The organism is Kitasatospora sp. NPDC001540, assembly GCF_042894345.1.
Lineage (GTDB): Bacteria > Actinomycetota > Actinomycetes > Streptomycetales > Streptomycetaceae > Kitasatospora > Kitasatospora phosalacinea_C.
This window is the reverse complement of record NZ_JBIAVO010000004.1, coordinates 20915-36471: the sequence shown is the minus strand read 5'-3', so window position 1 is coordinate 36471 and position 15557 is coordinate 20915. Positions and strand designations below refer to the sequence as shown.

14 protein-coding genes and 1 riboswitch are annotated in these 15557 nt (G+C 72.4%); of the genes, 13 read left to right on the top strand and 1 reads right to left on the bottom strand.

What is annotated here, in order from left to right; all coding sequences use genetic code 11:
• Positions 1–142: 142 nt before the first annotated feature.
• Positions 143–246, bottom strand: a riboswitch (glycine riboswitch).
• A 138-nt stretch (positions 247–384) separates the two neighbouring features.
• The 10 genes from ACFY00_RS07060 (at position 385) to ACFY00_RS07015 (ending at position 11410) form a co-directional block, all read left to right on the top strand.
• A complete protein-coding gene (locus ACFY00_RS07060) occupies positions 385–1152 on the top strand; it encodes an enhanced serine sensitivity protein SseB (RefSeq protein ID WP_388028094.1) in 768 nt (255 codons plus the stop codon).
• A gap of 127 nt (positions 1153–1279) precedes the next feature.
• Positions 1280–2104: an enhanced serine sensitivity protein SseB C-terminal domain-containing protein gene (locus ACFY00_RS07055; protein ID WP_388028092.1), complete on the top strand. Its 825-nt coding sequence runs from the start codon at positions 1280–1282 to the stop codon at positions 2102–2104.
• Between the two features lie 602 nt (positions 2105–2706).
• Positions 2707–3705: an ABC transporter permease gene (locus ACFY00_RS07050; protein ID WP_388028091.1), complete on the top strand. Its 999-nt coding sequence runs from the start codon at positions 2707–2709 to the stop codon at positions 3703–3705.
• A 28-nt stretch (positions 3706–3733) separates the two neighbouring features.
• Positions 3734–5518 carry an ABC transporter substrate-binding protein gene (locus tag ACFY00_RS07045; RefSeq protein WP_388028088.1) on the top strand — a complete coding sequence of 595 codons (1785 nt, stop codon included), beginning with the start codon at positions 3734–3736 and terminating at the stop codon, positions 5516–5518.
• Between the two features lie 117 nt (positions 5519–5635).
• A complete protein-coding gene (locus ACFY00_RS07040) occupies positions 5636–6634 on the top strand; it encodes an ABC transporter permease (protein WP_388028085.1) in 999 nt (332 codons plus the stop codon).
• Complete coding sequence (locus ACFY00_RS07035) at positions 6631–7695, top strand: ABC transporter ATP-binding protein (RefSeq protein ID WP_388028082.1); 1065 nt, start codon at positions 6631–6633, stop codon at positions 7693–7695. Before ACFY00_RS07040 ends, ACFY00_RS07035 begins: the two co-directional genes overlap by 4 nt.
• A 28-nt stretch (positions 7696–7723) precedes the next feature.
• Entirely contained in the window at positions 7724–8773 is a 1050-nt protein-coding gene (locus ACFY00_RS07030; protein WP_388028080.1) for an ABC transporter ATP-binding protein, read from the top strand.
• Between the two features lie 99 nt (positions 8774–8872).
• Entirely contained in the window at positions 8873–9784 is a 912-nt protein-coding gene (locus ACFY00_RS07025) for a DUF6891 domain-containing protein (RefSeq protein WP_388028079.1), read from the top strand.
• 133 nt (positions 9785–9917) lie between these two features.
• Positions 9918–10697, top strand: a complete 780-nt coding sequence (locus tag ACFY00_RS07020) for a ferritin-like domain-containing protein (RefSeq protein WP_388028077.1) — start codon at positions 9918–9920, stop codon at positions 10695–10697.
• Between the two features lie 53 nt (positions 10698–10750).
• On the top strand, positions 10751–11410 hold the full coding sequence (locus tag ACFY00_RS07015; RefSeq protein WP_388028075.1) for a trimeric intracellular cation channel family protein: 660 nt from the start codon (positions 10751–10753) through the stop codon (positions 11408–11410).
• On the opposite strand, the gene ACFY00_RS07010 is transcribed toward ACFY00_RS07015, so the two are convergent.
• The gene (locus ACFY00_RS07010) at positions 11346–12167 is read right to left on the bottom strand and encodes an IclR family transcriptional regulator (RefSeq protein WP_388028073.1); all 822 of its coding nucleotides are present in this window, start codon (positions 12165–12167) and stop codon (positions 11346–11348) included. The two genes, ACFY00_RS07015 and ACFY00_RS07010, sit on opposite strands and share 65 nt — an antisense overlap.
• Before the next feature lie 103 nt (positions 12168–12270).
• Here ACFY00_RS07010 and ACFY00_RS07005 point away from each other — a divergent pair, with 103 nt between their 5' ends.
• The 3 genes from ACFY00_RS07005 to ACFY00_RS06995 all read left to right on the top strand — a co-directional run bounded on the left by ACFY00_RS07005 (position 12271) and on the right by ACFY00_RS06995 (position 15533).
• Positions 12271–13452, top strand: coding sequence for a cysteine desulfurase family protein (locus tag ACFY00_RS07005; RefSeq protein WP_388028070.1), 1182 nt, complete (start codon positions 12271–12273; stop codon positions 13450–13452).
• Between the two features lie 88 nt (positions 13453–13540).
• On the top strand, positions 13541–14032 hold the full coding sequence (locus ACFY00_RS07000) for a MarR family winged helix-turn-helix transcriptional regulator (protein ID WP_388028068.1): 492 nt from the start codon (positions 13541–13543) through the stop codon (positions 14030–14032).
• 94 nt (positions 14033–14126) lie between these two features.
• Positions 14127–15533, top strand: a complete 1407-nt coding sequence (locus tag ACFY00_RS06995) for an MFS transporter (RefSeq protein ID WP_388028067.1) — start codon at positions 14127–14129, stop codon at positions 15531–15533.
• Positions 15534–15557: the final 24 nt, after the last annotated feature.

Sequence of the window (15557 nt, the reverse complement as noted above, 5' to 3'; positions counted from 1 at the left end):
CCCGGGATCTGGAAACGGGCAGGCTGGGGCGAATCTCCCCCATCTGTCGTCGAACCTGAGAGCTTCGCCGCCTCCTGAACAGGATGGCGGCTTGCACCGTGGGTGGGCGCACGGCGCGGCCGTGTCCACTTTCCAGATCTGCCTAGCCCGGGCGGTAGGGGTGCCTGAGAGATTCCGGGGAGGACTTGCTCCTTCGGCGCCGGTCGCGGCCTGAGCAGGCCGTTCCGGCTCTCCCGCGCGGGTTCGAGCGGCCGGTATGAAGTTTGGGCGGGCCCATCATGGCACGCCGGGGCCCACTCGTGGGAGAGGGGTCCGGCCGTCGGCGCACCGGGACGCCCCCGCGCGCCGCTAACCTGATCGCAACTGCGGACGTGGAGGGGCGACATGGGGTTCCCGCTGGGCGGGGTTCCGGAGGGCGGGGCCTGGCCGGTCAACGAGCTGGAGCGGGTGCTGACCGCCGCGCTCGGCGATCCGGGCGCGACGCCCCGGGTGATCGAGGTGCTGGCCCGCAGCCAGGTGTGGATCCCGCTGCCCTCCGGCACCACCCCGGACGCCGAGGCGCTCGACCTGCCGACGCTGGAGCTGGCCGGGGCGCCGTACGTGCCGGTGTACTCCTCGCAGGAGCAGTACCTGCAGCACTGCCCGGGCATCCCGTTCGCGATCGCCCCGATGTGGGAGTTCGCCCGCGGGCTGCCGCTGGGCATCGGCATCGCGGTCAACCCGGAGGCGCCGGTGGGCATCCCGGTGCCGCCGGAGGGCGTCGGCGAGCTGCGGCGCGGGCCGCGCGGCGAGGAGTGGGAGGCGCGGGGCGTCACCGAGGGCGCCCGGGTGGCGCTCAAGGAGCCCGAGCCGCACCAGGAGCCGTTCGCCTTCCTGGCCGCCGCGACCAGCGAACTCGTCGCGCTGCCGGGGGTGTTGACGGCCCGTCGGGCGCTGGCCCGGGTGGAGGGCGAGCCGACCCTGCTGTACGTCGGCGTCCAGCTCGACCCGGTGGCCCCCGCCGACCCGGTCGAGGTGAACACCGCGCTGGGCCGGGCGCTGGGAACCGCGCCGCCCGCCTGGGGCGTCCACCTGGTGCTGCTCGACCTGGTCGCCGATCCGGTGGTGGACTGGCTGCTGGGGCGGGTACAGCCCTTCTACGTGCGTCCGTGACGGCCGCTCGGGCCCGCTCCTCGGCCGCACGCGGTACGGCGGCATGACGGCCGTCGGGTGCGCCCCATAGGGTTGCCCCGGCACACCGGAGCACGGTGGCGAGCGGACGAGAGAGTAGGGCGGCGACGTGACGGGAGCAGCCGGCGACCCGGGGGCGGTCGAGCACGCCCTCGCAGCGGTCGCACCGGAGCGCTGGGAGGCGTACGAGGGCCTGCTGCGCGCGCTGGCCGGCGGGCAGGTCTGGATGCTGCTGTGGCACGGCAGCCCCGGCAGCCCGGACGCCCAGTACGGGAACATGGACGTCGGCGGGCACGGCTACGCGCCCTGCGCCACCTCCCCGGCCCAGTTGGCGGCCAGCGGCTGGACGCGGGCCCACGAGGTGGTCTCCGGCCCGGAGATCGCCGCCGCGCTCTACCGCTCGCGCTGGGGCCTGTGGCTGGACCCGCACCGCCCCGGTGGCGGCGTCGGCGTGCCCTGGGCCGACCTGCGGCGGATCGCGCTCGGCCTGGACCGGCTGCCGGCCGGCCCGCTGCGGATCTCCGAACCCGCCGTGCAGGCCTCCCCGTTCTTCGCCGTGCTGGAGCAGCAGGCGGGCGAGGTGCGCCCGCTGCGCTCGCTGCGGCGGGCCTGGGTGCAGCCGGCGCTGGGCGAGGCGTACCTGGCGATCGGGCTCGACCTGTACGACGCCTCCCCGCCGTCGGTGGAGGCGGCCCGGGCGCTGGTGCAGCGGGCCGCCGCGCAGGCGCCCGACGGGCCCGGGGTGTCCACCGTGATGATGGCGGACGAGTACGACCCGGTGGCGATGTGGATGTGGGCCAACGCCCGCCCGTTCTTCGACCGGCAGGGCCCCCCGCAGGCCCACCCGACCGGCTTCGGTTACGCAGCGCAACCGCCCGCCGGGCCCGCCCAGGGCTGGCCGCAGGCCCCCTGGCCGGGCTACCCGGGCCGTTGAACCTACCCTGACGCACTGCCGAAAAACCCCCGTCCCGCCCTTTCCCCAGGGTCGGCGGGGGTTTTTTGCCAGCTCTTGCCACCCCGTGATCTACGCGCGCAACCCCCGGCGCCAACTGGCGTTTTCCCGCCAGTGGCGGGGTGTCGTCAGCGTACCCCTTGACGGACATGTAACAGCCGTGTGAAGAGCGATATGCGTGCGCAACGGAAGTGCATGCCGACAGATCACAGTTGGGCATCCTTCGGCATGAGGGTCTTCCGCCGGGCACTTCCCATGACAGAGAGTGCTGCGCAATGCGGGGTGCGAGTCGATCCTCACGAAGGTGAACGCGCCCCGGCCACCGCATGAACCGCACGATGCTCATCTCGTGCGTCCGCACCGTGCACGTCGGAGGCGTCCCGCCCGGGATCGTCGCCGTCCCGGGCGCCCCCCTGACCGGAGGGCCGTCCGGAGGAAACCCGGCACCACCAGCAACGCCCTGCTTGCTCAACGCACTTCTGCACCGCCGCACCGGCACCCGGCACCACCGAACCGCTCTGCACCTCCGCACCGCACGCGACTCCGTGGGCCGGCCACCGTCGGCGAGGGGAACGAACTGACTCATGACCACACCCACCGAGACCTCGGGTCCGGCGTCCGGGGCGCAGCCTGACGGCGCGTCAACTCCCGAGCCGCCCAAGAAGATCGAGGGCCGCTCGCCGGGCCGCATCGCCTGGAGCCGGCTCAAGCGCGACAAGGTCGCGCTGGTCGGCGGCGCCGTCGTGGTGCTGCTGATCCTGGCGGCGGTCTTCGCCCCGGTGCTGACCGCGCTGTTCGGACACCCGGTCGACGAGCCGCACCCGGACCAGATCAACCCCGACCTGGGCCTGCCCAAGGGGGCGTTCGGCGGCATCAGCGGCGACTTCCTGCTCGGCGTCGACCCGACCTTCGGCCGCGACGTGTTCTCCCGGATCGTCTACGGCGCGCAGATCTCGCTGCTGGTGGCCTTCCTGGCCGCCGCGCTGTCGGTCTGCATCGGCGTCGTGATGGGCATCATGGCCGGGTACTTCGGCGGCTGGGTGGACTCGGTCATCAGCCGGGTCATGGACGTCCTGCTGGCCTTCCCGCAGCTGCTGTTCAGCATCGCGCTGGTCTCGGTGATGCCCAACAAGCTGTTCGGCCTGGGCGACACCGGCGTGCGGGTGGCGGTCCTGGTGACCGTGATCGGCTTCTTCGGCTGGCCGTACATCGGGCGCATCGTCCGCGGCCAGGCCATGTCGCTGCGCGAGCGCGAGTTCGTGGACGCCGCCCGCAGCCTCGGCGCGGGGCGCGCGCACATCCTGTTCCGCGAGCTGCTGCCGAACCTGACGGCGCCGATCCTGGTCTACGCGACCCTGATCATCCCCACCAACATCCTGAACGAGGCGGCGCTCAGCTTCCTCGGGGCCGGCGTCCGGCCGCCCACCCCGTCCTGGGGGCAGATGCTCTCGGACGCGGTCGGGATCTACCAGGCGGATCCCACGTACATGGTGATCCCCGGTCTCGCCATCTTCATCACCGTGCTCGCCTTCAACCTCTTCGGTGACGGCCTGCGTGACGCTCTCGACCCCAAGGGCAACTGAGCCCGCAACTCTGGAGGTTCCCCAACCCATGAAGCGAAACAGGACGCTCGCGGCCGCCGCTCTGGTGGCCACCCTCGCCCTCACCACGGCCGCCTGCGGCGGCAGCAAGGGCGGCGGCAGCAACGGCGGGGGCGACAACGCCTCGGGCAAGGCCGGTGCGGCGGCGGGCTTCAACGCGGCGGCCGACAAGGTGGTGAACCCGTCCACCAAGAAGGGCGGGACCCTGGAGATGTGGACCACCACCGACGTGGACTCGCTCGACCCCGGTCGCGCGTACTACGCCTCGGTGTGGAACTACGAGCGCTTCTACACCCGCACCCTGCTCGCCTTCGACGGCAAGCCCGGCAAGGACGGCCTGAAGCTCGTCCCCGACCTGGCCTCCGCCCAGCCGGAGATCTCCGCCGACGCCAAGACCTACACCTTCAAGCTGAAGCCCGGCCTGAAGTTCGAGGACGGCTCGGTCATCACCTCGAAGGACATCAAGTACGGCATCGAGCGCATCTTCGCGCAGGACGTCGTCTCCGGCGGCCCGACCTACCTGATCAACGAGCTGGACCAGGGCCAGGGCTACAAGGGCCCCTACACCGACTCCGACCCGAACAAGCTCGGCCTCAAGACGGTGGAGACCCCGGACGACACCACGATCGTCTTCCACCTGGCCAAGCCGAACTCGGACTTCCCGTTCCTGCTGGCCATGGGCTCCGCCGCCCCCGTCCCGCAGAAGCTGGACACCGGCTCCAAGTACGGCGACAAGCCGGTCTCCTCCGGCCCGTACAAGTTCAAGTCGGTCGAGCCGGGCAAGGGCTACGAGCTGGTCCGCAACGAGAACTGGGACCCGGCCTCCGACCCGTTCCGCAAGGCGCTGCCGGACGTCGTCAAGCTGACCGTCACCACCAACGCCGACGACATGGACGCCCGCCTGCTGGGGAACACCGCCGACCTCGACTGGGCCCAGACCGGCCTGTCGCAGGCCGCCCAGGTCAAGGTGCTGCAGGACCCGGCGCTCAAGGCCAACACCGACGACCCGTACAACGGCTTCATCCGGTACGTCACGATGGCCCCGTCGGTCGCCCCGTTCGACAACCAGCACTGCCGCAACGCGGTGCTGTACGCGGCCGACACCACCGCCCTGCAGACCGCCCGCGGCGGCTCGGTGGCCGGTTCGCTGTACGGCTCGATGCTGCCCCCGAACATCCTCGGTTCCGACGACTACGACCCGTTCGGCCTGACCAAGGGCAAGCCGAACCTGGACAAGGCCAAGGAGGAGCTGAAGGCCTGCGGCAAGCCGGACGGCTTCAAGACCACCATCGCGGTGCGCGGCAACAAGCCGAAGGAGGTCAACTCCGCGGTGGCCCTGCAGACCGCGCTCAAGGCGGTCAACATCGACGTCACCGTCGACCAGTACGACGGCAAGCTGATCTCCTCGGTCATCGGCGCGCCCGACGTGGTCAAGTCCAAGGGCTACGGCCTGATCGTGATGGGCTGGGGCGCCGACTACCCGACCGGCTCCGGCTACCTGCAGCCGCTGGTCGACGGCCGCTTCATCACCCAGAACGGCAACAACAACTACGCCGAGATCAACGACCCGGAGATCAACGGCTGGTTCGACGAGGCCGCCCAGGCGACCGACCCGGCCAAGGCCGCCGAGCTCTACAAGAAGATCAACCACAAGGTCGTCGACGGCGCCTACTACCTGCCGATGGTCGCCGACAAGGCCCTCAACTGGCGCAACCCGCGCCTGACCAACGTCTACATCTCCGACGCCTTCGGCGAGGTGGACTTCCAGGCGCTCGGCGTCTCCGACGGCAAGTGACCTGGCCCGCCCCTTAGTTCTCACCGCTAGTCCGAAGGGCAGGTGAAGGCCCTGCCCGGGCCGGCCGGGACGCCCCCCACCGGGGGACCCGGCCGGCCCGCGGCAGGGCCGACCGCAGTGCTCGTGTATCTCTTCAGGCGACTGGTCAACGTCGTCTTCATGCTGTTGGTGGTCGCCGCGGTGACCTTCGGCATCTTCTTCATGGTGCCGAAACTCACCGGGACCGACCCCGCGATGCTCTACGTGGGCAAGATCGCGGACAAGGTGGCCGTCGAGGGCATCCGCCACAAGATGGGTCTCGACAAGTCGATCATCGAACAGTTCTGGCTCTTCCTGAAGGGCGTGTTCGTCGGCCGCGACTACAACGCAGGCACCGACATGACCCACTGCGCGGCCCCCTGCCTGGGCTACTCGTTCAAGACCGAGCGGGAGGTCTGGCCGCTCCTGCTCAACCGGGTCGGCGTCGACTTCTCGCTCGCGGTCGGGGCCTCCGTGCTCTGGCTGCTGTTCGGCACCGCCACCGGCGTGGTCTCCGCGCTGCGCCGCGGCACCGCGCTGGACCGGATCACCATGACCGTCGCGCTGGCCGGCGTCTCGCTGCCGATGTACTTCACCGGCCTGGTCGCGCTCGCCCTCTTCGTCCACCAGCTCGGTTGGTTCCCCAACAACTACACCGACTTCACCGACGATCCGGTCTCCTGGTTCCAGGGGCTGGTGCTGCCCTGGGTGACCCTGGCGTTCCTGTTCGCCGCCACGTACGCCCGACTGAGCAGGGCCACCCTGCTGGACGTCCTCGGCGAGGACTACATCCGCACCGCGCGCGCCAAGGGCCTCAAGGAGCCGGTGGTCATCGGCAAGCACGCCATGCGCTCCACGCTGACCCCGATCCTGACCATCTTCGGCATGGACCTCGGCGGTCTGCTCGGCGGCGCCGTGCTCACCGAGAAGACCTTCAACCTGCGCGGGCTCGGCTACGAGGCGGTCACCTCGATCCAGTCCAGCGACCTCCCGGTGATCATGGGCGTGACCCTGTTCGCCGCGTTCTTCATCGTCATGGCCAACCTCGTGGTTGACCTGCTGTACGCCGTCGTCGACCCCCGGGTGAGGCTGACATGAGCAACACCGACAAGCCCAGCCTGGGAGACAAGAGCTTCCTGTCTGTTCGCGACCTGAAGGTGCACTTCCCCACCGACGACGGACTGGTCAAGTCCGTCAACGGGCTGAGCTTCGACCTGGAGCGCGGCAGGACCCTCGGCATCGTCGGCGAGTCCGGCTCCGGGAAGTCCGTCACCTCGCTGTCGATCATGGGCCTGCACCGCACCGGCACCAAGCGCGGTGCCCCGCGGATCTCCGGCGAGATCTGGCTGGACGGCGAGGACCTGGTCGCCGCCAGCCCCGACCGGGTGCGCAAGCTCCGCGGCCAGAAGATGGCGATGATCTTCCAGGACCCGCTGACCGCGATGCACCCCTACTACACGGTCGGCGCCCAGATCGTCGAGGGCTACCGGGCCCACCACCCCGGCGCCTCCAAGAAGGAGGCCCGCAAGCGCGCGGTCGAGATGCTCGACCGGGTCGGCATCCCGCAGCCCGACAAGCGGGTCGACAACTACCCGCACGAGTTCTCCGGCGGCATGCGCCAGCGCGCCATGATCGCGATGGCGCTGGTCAACGACCCCTCGCTGTTGATCGCCGACGAGCCGACCACCGCCCTCGACGTCACCGTCCAGGCGCAGATCCTCGACCTGATCCGCGACCTGCAGAAGGAGTTCGGCTCGGCGGTCATCATCATCACCCACGACCTGGGCGTGGTCGCCGAGCTCGCCGACGACATCCTGGTCATGTACGGCGGCAAGCCCGTCGAGCGCGGCCCCGCCGCCACCATCTTCGAATCCCCCGAGCACCCCTACACCTGGGGCCTGCTCGGCTCGATGCCCCGCCTCGACCGGGAGCTCCAGGACCGGCTGATCCCGGTCAAGGGCACCCCGCCGAGCCTGATCAACGTGCCGTCCGGCTGCGCGTTCCACCCGCGCTGCCCGTACGCCGAGCTCACCGGCGGCCGCTCCACCAGCGAGGTGCCCGCGCTCGCCGAGGCCGCGCCCCGGCACCACGCCGCCTGCCACCTGCCGATCGCCGAACGCCACCGGATCTTCACCGAAGAGATCGCGCCCCGGCTGTGAGCACGTACCACCCATTTGGAGAGCAGCGATGACGGACAGTCAGGCGGCGGTGCCGCAGCTCGCGAAGGTGCCCGCCCAGGCGCCCGGGCCCGACCGCGGACCCCTGTTGAAGGTCGCCGGACTGACCCGGCACTTCCCGGTCACCAAGGGGCTGCTGAAGCGCCAGGTCGGCGCGGTGCGGGCGGTCGACGGCATCGACTTCGAGGTCCGGGCCGGCGAGACCCTCGGCGTGGTCGGCGAGTCCGGCTGCGGCAAGTCCACCATGGGGCGGCTGGTCACCCGGCTCGACGAACCCACCGGCGGGACGATCGAGTTCGAGGGCACCGACATCACCCACCTGGGCGTCGCGGCGATGCGGCCGTACCGGCGCGACATCCAGATGATCTTCCAGGACCCGTACTCCTCGCTGAACCCCCGGCACACCATCGGCACCATCGTCGGCGCGCCCTTCCGCCTCCAGAAGGTCGCCACCGAGCACGGCGTCAAGCGGGCCGTCCAGGACCTGCTGGAGCTCTGCGGCCTCAGCCCCGAGCACTACAACCGCTACCCGCACGAGTTCTCCGGCGGCCAGCGCCAGCGCATCGGCATCGCCCGCGCGCTGGCCCTGCGCCCCAAGATGATCGTGGCCGACGAACCGGTCTCCGCGCTGGACGTCTCCATCCAGGCCCAGGTGGTCAACCTGCTGGACGACCTCCAGAAGGAGCTCGGCCTCACCTACCTGATCATCGCGCACGACCTCTCGGTCGTCCGGCACGTCTCCGACCGGGTCGCCGTCATGTACCTCGGCAAGGTGGTCGAGATCGCCGACCGGGACGCGCTCTACTCCCGGCCGATGCACCCCTACACCAACGCGCTGATGTCCGCGGTGCCGGTGCCCGACCCGCGCCGCAAGGAGCGCCGCGAGCGCATCCTGCTCACCGGCGACGTCCCCTCCCCGCTCAACCCGCCGTCCGGCTGCCGCTTCCGCACCCGCTGCTGGAAGGCGCAGGACGTGTGCGCGAGCCAGGAGCCGCCGCTCGCCACCACCGAGGCCGGGCACCAGGTGGCGTGCCACTTCCCGGAGAACGCGGGCGAGTAGTCCTCCGTCCACGAGGTCCGTCCGGCGAGGGGGTTCCCCCCGCCGGACGGACCTCGTCGTTCGTGCGGGAGTGACAGTGGCCGATGGCAGGGTGGGGGCATGCTGGAGATCGCGGTGCAGGACAGGTCCGGTCGGGTCGGGGTCCGGGTCTCGGAGGACGAACTCCGTGACCTGGTGCGGGACATGGGGCGGTGGCCGGACGCCTTCCTGGTGCTCCAACGGGTGCCGGACCTGCCGGACACCTACGCGCAGGCCTGTCCGGAGGACGGCGCCTGGACGGTCGAGCACCGGGACGGCGCGCAGTCGCGGCACTTCGCGACGCGGGTGGCCGAGCTGGAGCGGGTCGCCGAGCTGCTGACCGGGTGGGCCCGGCAGGACGCGGACTGGGCGGCGGGGGAGGAGTGGGAGCGGCTCGACTTCGGACCGGATCCGGAGCCCGCGCCGCTGGAGCTCCCGGCGGAGGACGAGGAGAGCCTGCTGGAGACGCTGCGACTGCAACTGGCGGGCGGGTACGCGACGTTGGCGCAACTGGCCGAGACCGCCGAGGAGCACCTCGTCCGGGACGGGAACCGGCCGGTCAGCGCGGAGCAGGCCAAGCAGCTGGTCGACCGGATGTGGCTGGAGCGGGTCGCCGAGCAGCGCACCTGGGTCGGCGAGACCGACCCGGAGCGGCTGGCCCGGGCGTTCGCCGCGCTGCAGGCGACCGGGATCACCGCCCGGGAGAACTTCACCTGCTGCCGCAGCTGCGGCAACGGCGAGATCGGCGCGGAGGACCCGCAGGCCCGCGGCTTCGTCTACTTCCACTTCCAGTGCACCGAGCACGCCGTCCTCGGCCACGGCCTGTCGCTGTACTACGGCGGCTTCGACGGCTCCCCGGAGACCACCGCCGCCGTCGGCCACGAGGTGGCGGCGGCGCTGCGCGCCGTCGGCCTCACGGTCAGCTGGGACGGCGACCCGTCGCGGGCCGTCGAGGTCGTCGACCTGGACTGGCGGCGCCGACTGGTCGGCTAGGCCCCCTGTCCGGCCGCCGCGGGCCGGGCCGTCCTTCGTCCGGCGCAGCCCGCGGCCCGAGCTGTTGCCGGGGGTCGGGGCGGTGCCTTGACTGGAGCGGAATGTCCCAGCTCCCGCGCGAGGGTAGGTCACCATGCTGTCGGCCCGCAGTCTGTTCCAGGAGATCCACGACGACGACCAGGCGTTCCGGCTGTTCTGCTCGATCGCCGCGAAGGGCGAGGACCAGGGCGGCTGGGAGAACGGCCGGATCGCCCGGCTGGTGCCCGACCCGGTGCTGGCGCCGAAGGTGGCCCGGCACGGCGCCGACGAGGACAAGCACGGCCGGATCTTCAAGGCGCTGATGCACAAGCGCGGCCTGACCGAGCGGGACGTCCCGGACGACACCGACTACACGATGATCCTGGAGCGGCAGGGCATCGGCCTGGCGCACGCCCGGCTGCGCCGCGACGAGCCGCTGACCGAGCAGGACGTGATCACGTACCTGGCGCACAGCCGGGTCACCGAGCAGCGGGCCTCCGAGCAGATGCTGATGCTGAAGCGGATCTTCGGCGACCACCCGGAGCTGGGGCGGGCGGTGCGGATGATCTCCAACGACGAGGACAACCACCTCGCGTTCTGCCACGAGGAGCTGCTGCGGCTCGCGTACCACGGGCACGGGCGGGCGATCCTGGACACCCTGCAGGCCACCGCCCGGGCGGAGATCCGCACCTACCGGGACGTCAGCCTGGCCGTGATGGCGCACCTGGGGGAGCTGCTGCGCTGGCCGAGGGCGAAGTCGGCGGCGCTGGCGGCGGGCATCCACGCGGTGTACGCGTACGAGCGGGCGGGCGGCTGGCGGCGGATGACCACGCTGAGGATGCCGACCCGGCTGAACGCGCTGGGCGGGCCCGCGCCGCACGAGCAGTTCGCCTGACCGCCCGGCGGCCGGGGGCATGGGGGGCGTGAGCCGGCGTGCAGACTGACCAGGTGACCTCCGAGATCTTCCCGCACACCGTCCAACAGGTCCTCGACCTGGTCGGCATCTTCGTGTTCGCGCTGTCCGGCGGCCTGATGGCCGTCCGCAAGAACATGGACATCTTCGGCATCTGCGTACTGGCCGAGGCCACCGCGCTGGGCGGCGGCATCCTCCGGGACCTGGTGATCGGGGCGCTGCCGGTGGCCGCGTTCACCAGCTTCGGGTACTTCCCCACCCCGCTGGTCGCCGGGGTGGTGGTGTTCTTCCTGCACCCCGAGGTGGAGCGGATCACCCGGGCGGTGATGGTGCTGGACGCGGCGGGCCTGGGCCTGTTCTGCGTCACCGGCACCATCAAGGCGCACACCTACGGGCTGGGCGCGATCGCCTCGGTGGCCTGCGGCATGCTGACCGCGGCGGGCGGCGGCGTGATCCGCGACCTGCTGGCGATGGAGCCTCCCTCGCTGCTGCGCTGGGACCGCGAGATCTACGCCGTCCCGGCGCTGGTCGGCTCGGCCGTGGTGGCGGTCCTGATCGGCACCGGGCGGCTGACCCCGCTGAACGCCTCGCTGGCCGCCGTGGTCGCGTTCACCATGCGGATGCTGGCGCTCAGGTACGGCTGGCGCGCACCTCGTGCTTGGCACCGCAACGGTTCTCGCACCAGCGAGGAGTAGGGGAGCCGCCGTACGCCAGCGAGATCGCCTCGACCGTGCAGAGCAGCTCCGGCAGCAGCTTGCTCAGCTCGGTCACCGAGGCGACCCGGACCGGGGCGGAGATCGAGCAGGCGGCGATGGCGGTGCCCTCGGTGCCCGCGATCGGGGCGGCGATGCAGTTCACCGACTCCTGGTACTCGGCCTGGTCCACCGCCCAGCCGCGGCGGCGCACCTCGGCCAGCTCGGCCCGGAACTCCTCCGGGTCGCGGATCGACTGCGGGGTGCGGGCCGGGAAGTCGGCCTCGGCGAGGAACGTGGTCAGCTTCTCCGCGGGCAGGTCGGCCAGCAGCACCTTGCCCGCCGCGGTGGCCACCGCGGGGGCGCGCCTGCCGATCCGGCTGGCCTCGCCGAGCCAGCTGCGGCCGTGGTCCGGGTACTTGGCCTCGACCTTGTCGAGGTACAGCACCTCGTCCTCCTCCAGCACGGACAGGTGCACGGTGTGCCCGTAGCGCTCGTTCAGCACCGCCAGGTACGGGGCGGCGACCTGCCGGATGTCGATGCCCTCCAGCGCCTGGTGGGCGAGCGCGAACAGCCGGCCGCCGAGCCGGTAGCGCTGGTCGGACTGCCGGTGGACGAAGCCGTGCTCCTGCAGGGTGCGCAGCAGCCGCAGCGCGGTGGACTTGTGCACGCCGATCTTCGCGGCGGCCTGCTCCAGCGACGCCGGACCCTCGCCGAGCGACGCCAGGATGGTCAGCGCGCGGTCGACCGTCTGGGACACGTCCCCTCCCTCTCACATCGGCGTGGCCGGAAGGCTAACGGCGCGTTGCAGAGGGTGCAATGGCCAAATCGTGACTCTTCGGCCGCCTACACTGGGTCCCGCTATGGCATACCTCGACCACGCCGCCACCACGCCGATGCTGCCCGAGTCGATCGCCGCGATGACGGCGCAGTTCGGGACCGTCGGCAACGCCTCCTCCCTGCACGCCGCCGGTCGGCGGGCCCGCCGGGTGGTCGAGGAGTCCCGGGAGTCGCTCGGCGAGGCGCTGGGCGCCCGGCCCAGCGAGATCGTGCTCACCGGCGGCGGCACCGAGTCCGACAACCTGGCGGTCAAGGGCCTGTACTGGTCCCGGCGGGACGCCGACCCGGCCCGCCGCCGGGTGCTGTGCAGCCCGGTCGAGCACCACGCGGTGCTGGACGCGGTGCACTGGCTGGCCGAGCACGAGGGCGCCGAGGTCGAGTACCTGCCGGTGGACGGGCTGGGCCGGGTGCACCCCGAGGCGCTGCGCGCGGCGATCGAGCGCGGCCCGGAGACGGTCGCGCTGGTCACCGTGATGTGGGCCAACAACGAGGTCGGCACCGTCCAGCCGATCCGCGAACTCGCTTCCGTCGCCGCCGAGTTCGACGTGCCGATGCACTCCGACGCGGTGCAGGCGCTGGGCCAGGTGCCGGTCTCCTTCGCCGACTCCGGGCTGACCGCGCTGACCGTCACCGGCCACAAGGTCGGCGGCCCGTACGGGGTCGGCGCGCTGCTGCTGGCCCGCTCCGCCAAGCCCGTCCCGCTGCTGCACGGCGGCGGCCAGGAGCGCGACGTGCGCTCCGGCACGCTGGACGCGCCGGGCGCGGCCGGGTTCGCGGTGGCCGCCGCGCTGGCCGTCGAGCGGCAGCCCGGGTACGCGGGCGCGGTCGGCGCGCTGCGCGACGAGCTGCTGGCCGTGGTCCGCTCGGCCGCGCCGGACGCGGTGCTCAACGGCGACCCGGGCGCGGACGGGCGGCTGCCCGCCAACGCGCACTTCTCCTTCCCCGGCTGCGAGGGCGACGCGCTGCTGATGCTGCTGGACGCGGCGGGCGTCGAGTGCTCCACCGGCTCGGCCTGCTCGGCCGGCGTCCCGCAGCCCAGCCACGTGCTGCTGGCGATGGGCGTCGACCCGGAGCTGGCCCGGGCCTCGCTGCGCTTCTCGCTCGGCCACACCTCCACCGCCGCCGACGTGGCGGCGCTGGCCGCGGCGCTGCCCGGCGCGGTGGAGCGGGCCCGGCGGGCCGGGCTGGTGCGGGCCGCCCGCTGAGGCCGGGGCCCCACGGCGGGCACGACGTTCCGTGCGGCGGCGTGACGTTCCGTACGGAACCTTCTGCTTCCGGACGTATTCTGGGGGCATGAACGCACCCCTCCCCGAGCGCACCGTCCGCGACCTCACCGGGATGCTGGTCCAGGCCGCGCACGCGATGAACACCCGGCTGTCGCTGGCCCTGGCCGAGATCGACAGCTCCCCGCGCAAGCACTGCGTGCTGGTGCACGCGATGGAGGCCGAGCGCACCCAGTCGCAGCTGGCCGCGATCGCCGGCCTGGACAAGACCACCATGGTGGTCACCGCCGACGAGCTGGAGCGCGACGGCCTGGCCGAGCGCCACCCGTCCGCGACCGACCGGCGGGTGAAGGTGATCCGGGTGACCCCCGCGGGGGCGGAGCTGGTGCGGCGCGGCGAGGTGATCGTCGACCGGGTGCACGGGGAGGCGCTGGGCGAGCTGTCGGCGGGGGAGCGGCAGGTGTTCGTGGACGCGCTGGACCGGCTGCAGCAGGCGAAGGAGTTCCCGATGGTCGGGGAGGGCGGCGTGGTGCGCAGGCCGCGGCGGGCCCGGCAGAGCTGACCGTCCGCTTTTAAATCGTCTACTATAAAACTATCTGCTACGGTCTCTCTTATCGGGAGAGCGCGCCCGCGCATCCCCGGGGAGGGAGAGAACCGTGTCCGAGAACCCGTCACGCGCCCGCTGGCTGGCCCTCGCGGTGGTGTGCGCCGGAATGCTGATGGTGATCCTCGACGGGTCCATCACCACCGTCGCGCTGCCCGCCATCCAGGCCGACCTGCACACCGGCACGGCCGGGCTGGCCTGGGTGGTGGACGCCTACGTGGTCGCCTTCGGCGGACTGCTGCTGCTCGCCGGGCGGCTCGGCGACCTGCTCGGCCGCCGCCGGATCTACCTCGCCGGGATCGCCGCCTTCACCGCCGCCTCCGTGCTGTGCGGCCTCGCCGTGAACGCCGGGACGCTGATCGCCGCCCGCTTCCTGCAGGGCGCGGGCGGGGCGATGGCCTCCGCCGTCGGCCTCGGCATGGTCGTCGCGCTCTTCCCCGACCCCGCCGACCGGGCCAAGGCCTTCGGCGCCGTCGGCTTCACCGGCGCCGCGGGCGCCTCGCTCGGCCAGGTGCTCGGCGGCGTCCTCACCCAGGGCCTCGGCTGGCACTGGATCTTCTTCATCAACCTGCCGATCGGCGCCGCCGCCCTGCTCGCCGGGCGCCGCCTGCTCGCCGCCGACCGCGGCCCCGGCCTCGGGGCGGGCGCCGACGCCCCCGGCGCCGTCCTGGTCACCACCGGCCTGATGCTCGGCGTCTACACCATCGTCGAGGGCGGCCCGGCCGGCTGGACCTCCGCCCGCACCCTGGCCACCGGCGCCGCCGCCCTCGTCCTGCTCGCCGCCTTCCTGCGCCGACAGGCCCGCACCGCCACCCCGCTGCTCCCGCTGCGGATCCTCGCCCGGCGCACCACCGCGCTCGCCAACCTGATCCAACTGCTCATGCTGGCGGCCCTGTTCGGCTTCCAGGTCCTGCTCGCCCTGTACCTCCAGCAGGTCCAGCACTACAGCGCCCTGGCCACCGGCCTGGCCATGCTGCCCGCCGCCCTCACCATCGCCGCCGTCTCCCTGCTGCTGGCCGCCCGCGCCATCGCCCGGCTCGGCGAACGCCGCACCCTGCTGCTGGGCCTGGCCCTGCTCACCGTCGGCATCGCCCTGCTCACCCGACTCCCGGCCGGACACCTGAACTACGCCGCCGACGTGCTGCCCACCACGCTCAGCGCCGCCGGGTTCGGCCTCGCCGCCACCGCCCTCACCGCCCTCGGCATGGCCGACGCCCGACCCGAGGACGCCGGGCTGCTCTCCGGCCTGCTCAACACCACCCAGCAGGTCGGCGCCGCGCTCGGCGTCGCCGTCCTCACCGCCCTGGCCGCCGGGCGCGGCACCGGCGGCTTCCACCTCGCCTTCGGCACCGGCGCCGCCCTGCTGGCCGCCGCCTTCCTGCTGACCCTCGCCCTGCCCCGCCCCGGCCGCCCGGCCGCGCCCGCCGACGCCGAGCCGCCCGTCCTGGTGCACGGCTGACCGCCGGGGCGCAGCCCGCCACCG

Excerpts from the sequence above, each read along its gene's own strand:
- ACFY00_RS07020 (WP_388028077.1), top strand. The coding sequence starts at position 9,918 with ATGCTGTCGGCCCGCAGTCTGTTCCAGGAGATCCACGACGACGACCAG.
- ACFY00_RS07045 (WP_388028088.1), top strand. The coding sequence starts at position 3,734 with ATGAAGCGAAACAGGACGCTCGCGGCCGCCGCTCTGGTGGCCACCCTC.
- ACFY00_RS07060 (WP_388028094.1), top strand. The coding sequence starts at position 385 with ATGGGGTTCCCGCTGGGCGGGGTTCCGGAGGGCGGGGCCTGGCCGGTC.
- ACFY00_RS07050 (WP_388028091.1), top strand. The coding sequence starts at position 2,707 with ATGACCACACCCACCGAGACCTCGGGTCCGGCGTCCGGGGCGCAGCCT.
- ACFY00_RS07000 (WP_388028068.1), top strand. The coding sequence starts at position 13,541 with ATGAACGCACCCCTCCCCGAGCGCACCGTCCGCGACCTCACCGGGATG.
- ACFY00_RS07005 (WP_388028070.1), top strand. The coding sequence starts at position 12,271 with ATGGCATACCTCGACCACGCCGCCACCACGCCGATGCTGCCCGAGTCG.
- ACFY00_RS07035 (WP_388028082.1), top strand. The coding sequence starts at position 6,631 with ATGAGCAACACCGACAAGCCCAGCCTGGGAGACAAGAGCTTCCTGTCT.
- ACFY00_RS07030 (WP_388028080.1), top strand. The coding sequence starts at position 7,724 with ATGACGGACAGTCAGGCGGCGGTGCCGCAGCTCGCGAAGGTGCCCGCC.
- ACFY00_RS07025 (WP_388028079.1), top strand. The coding sequence starts at position 8,873 with ATGCTGGAGATCGCGGTGCAGGACAGGTCCGGTCGGGTCGGGGTCCGG.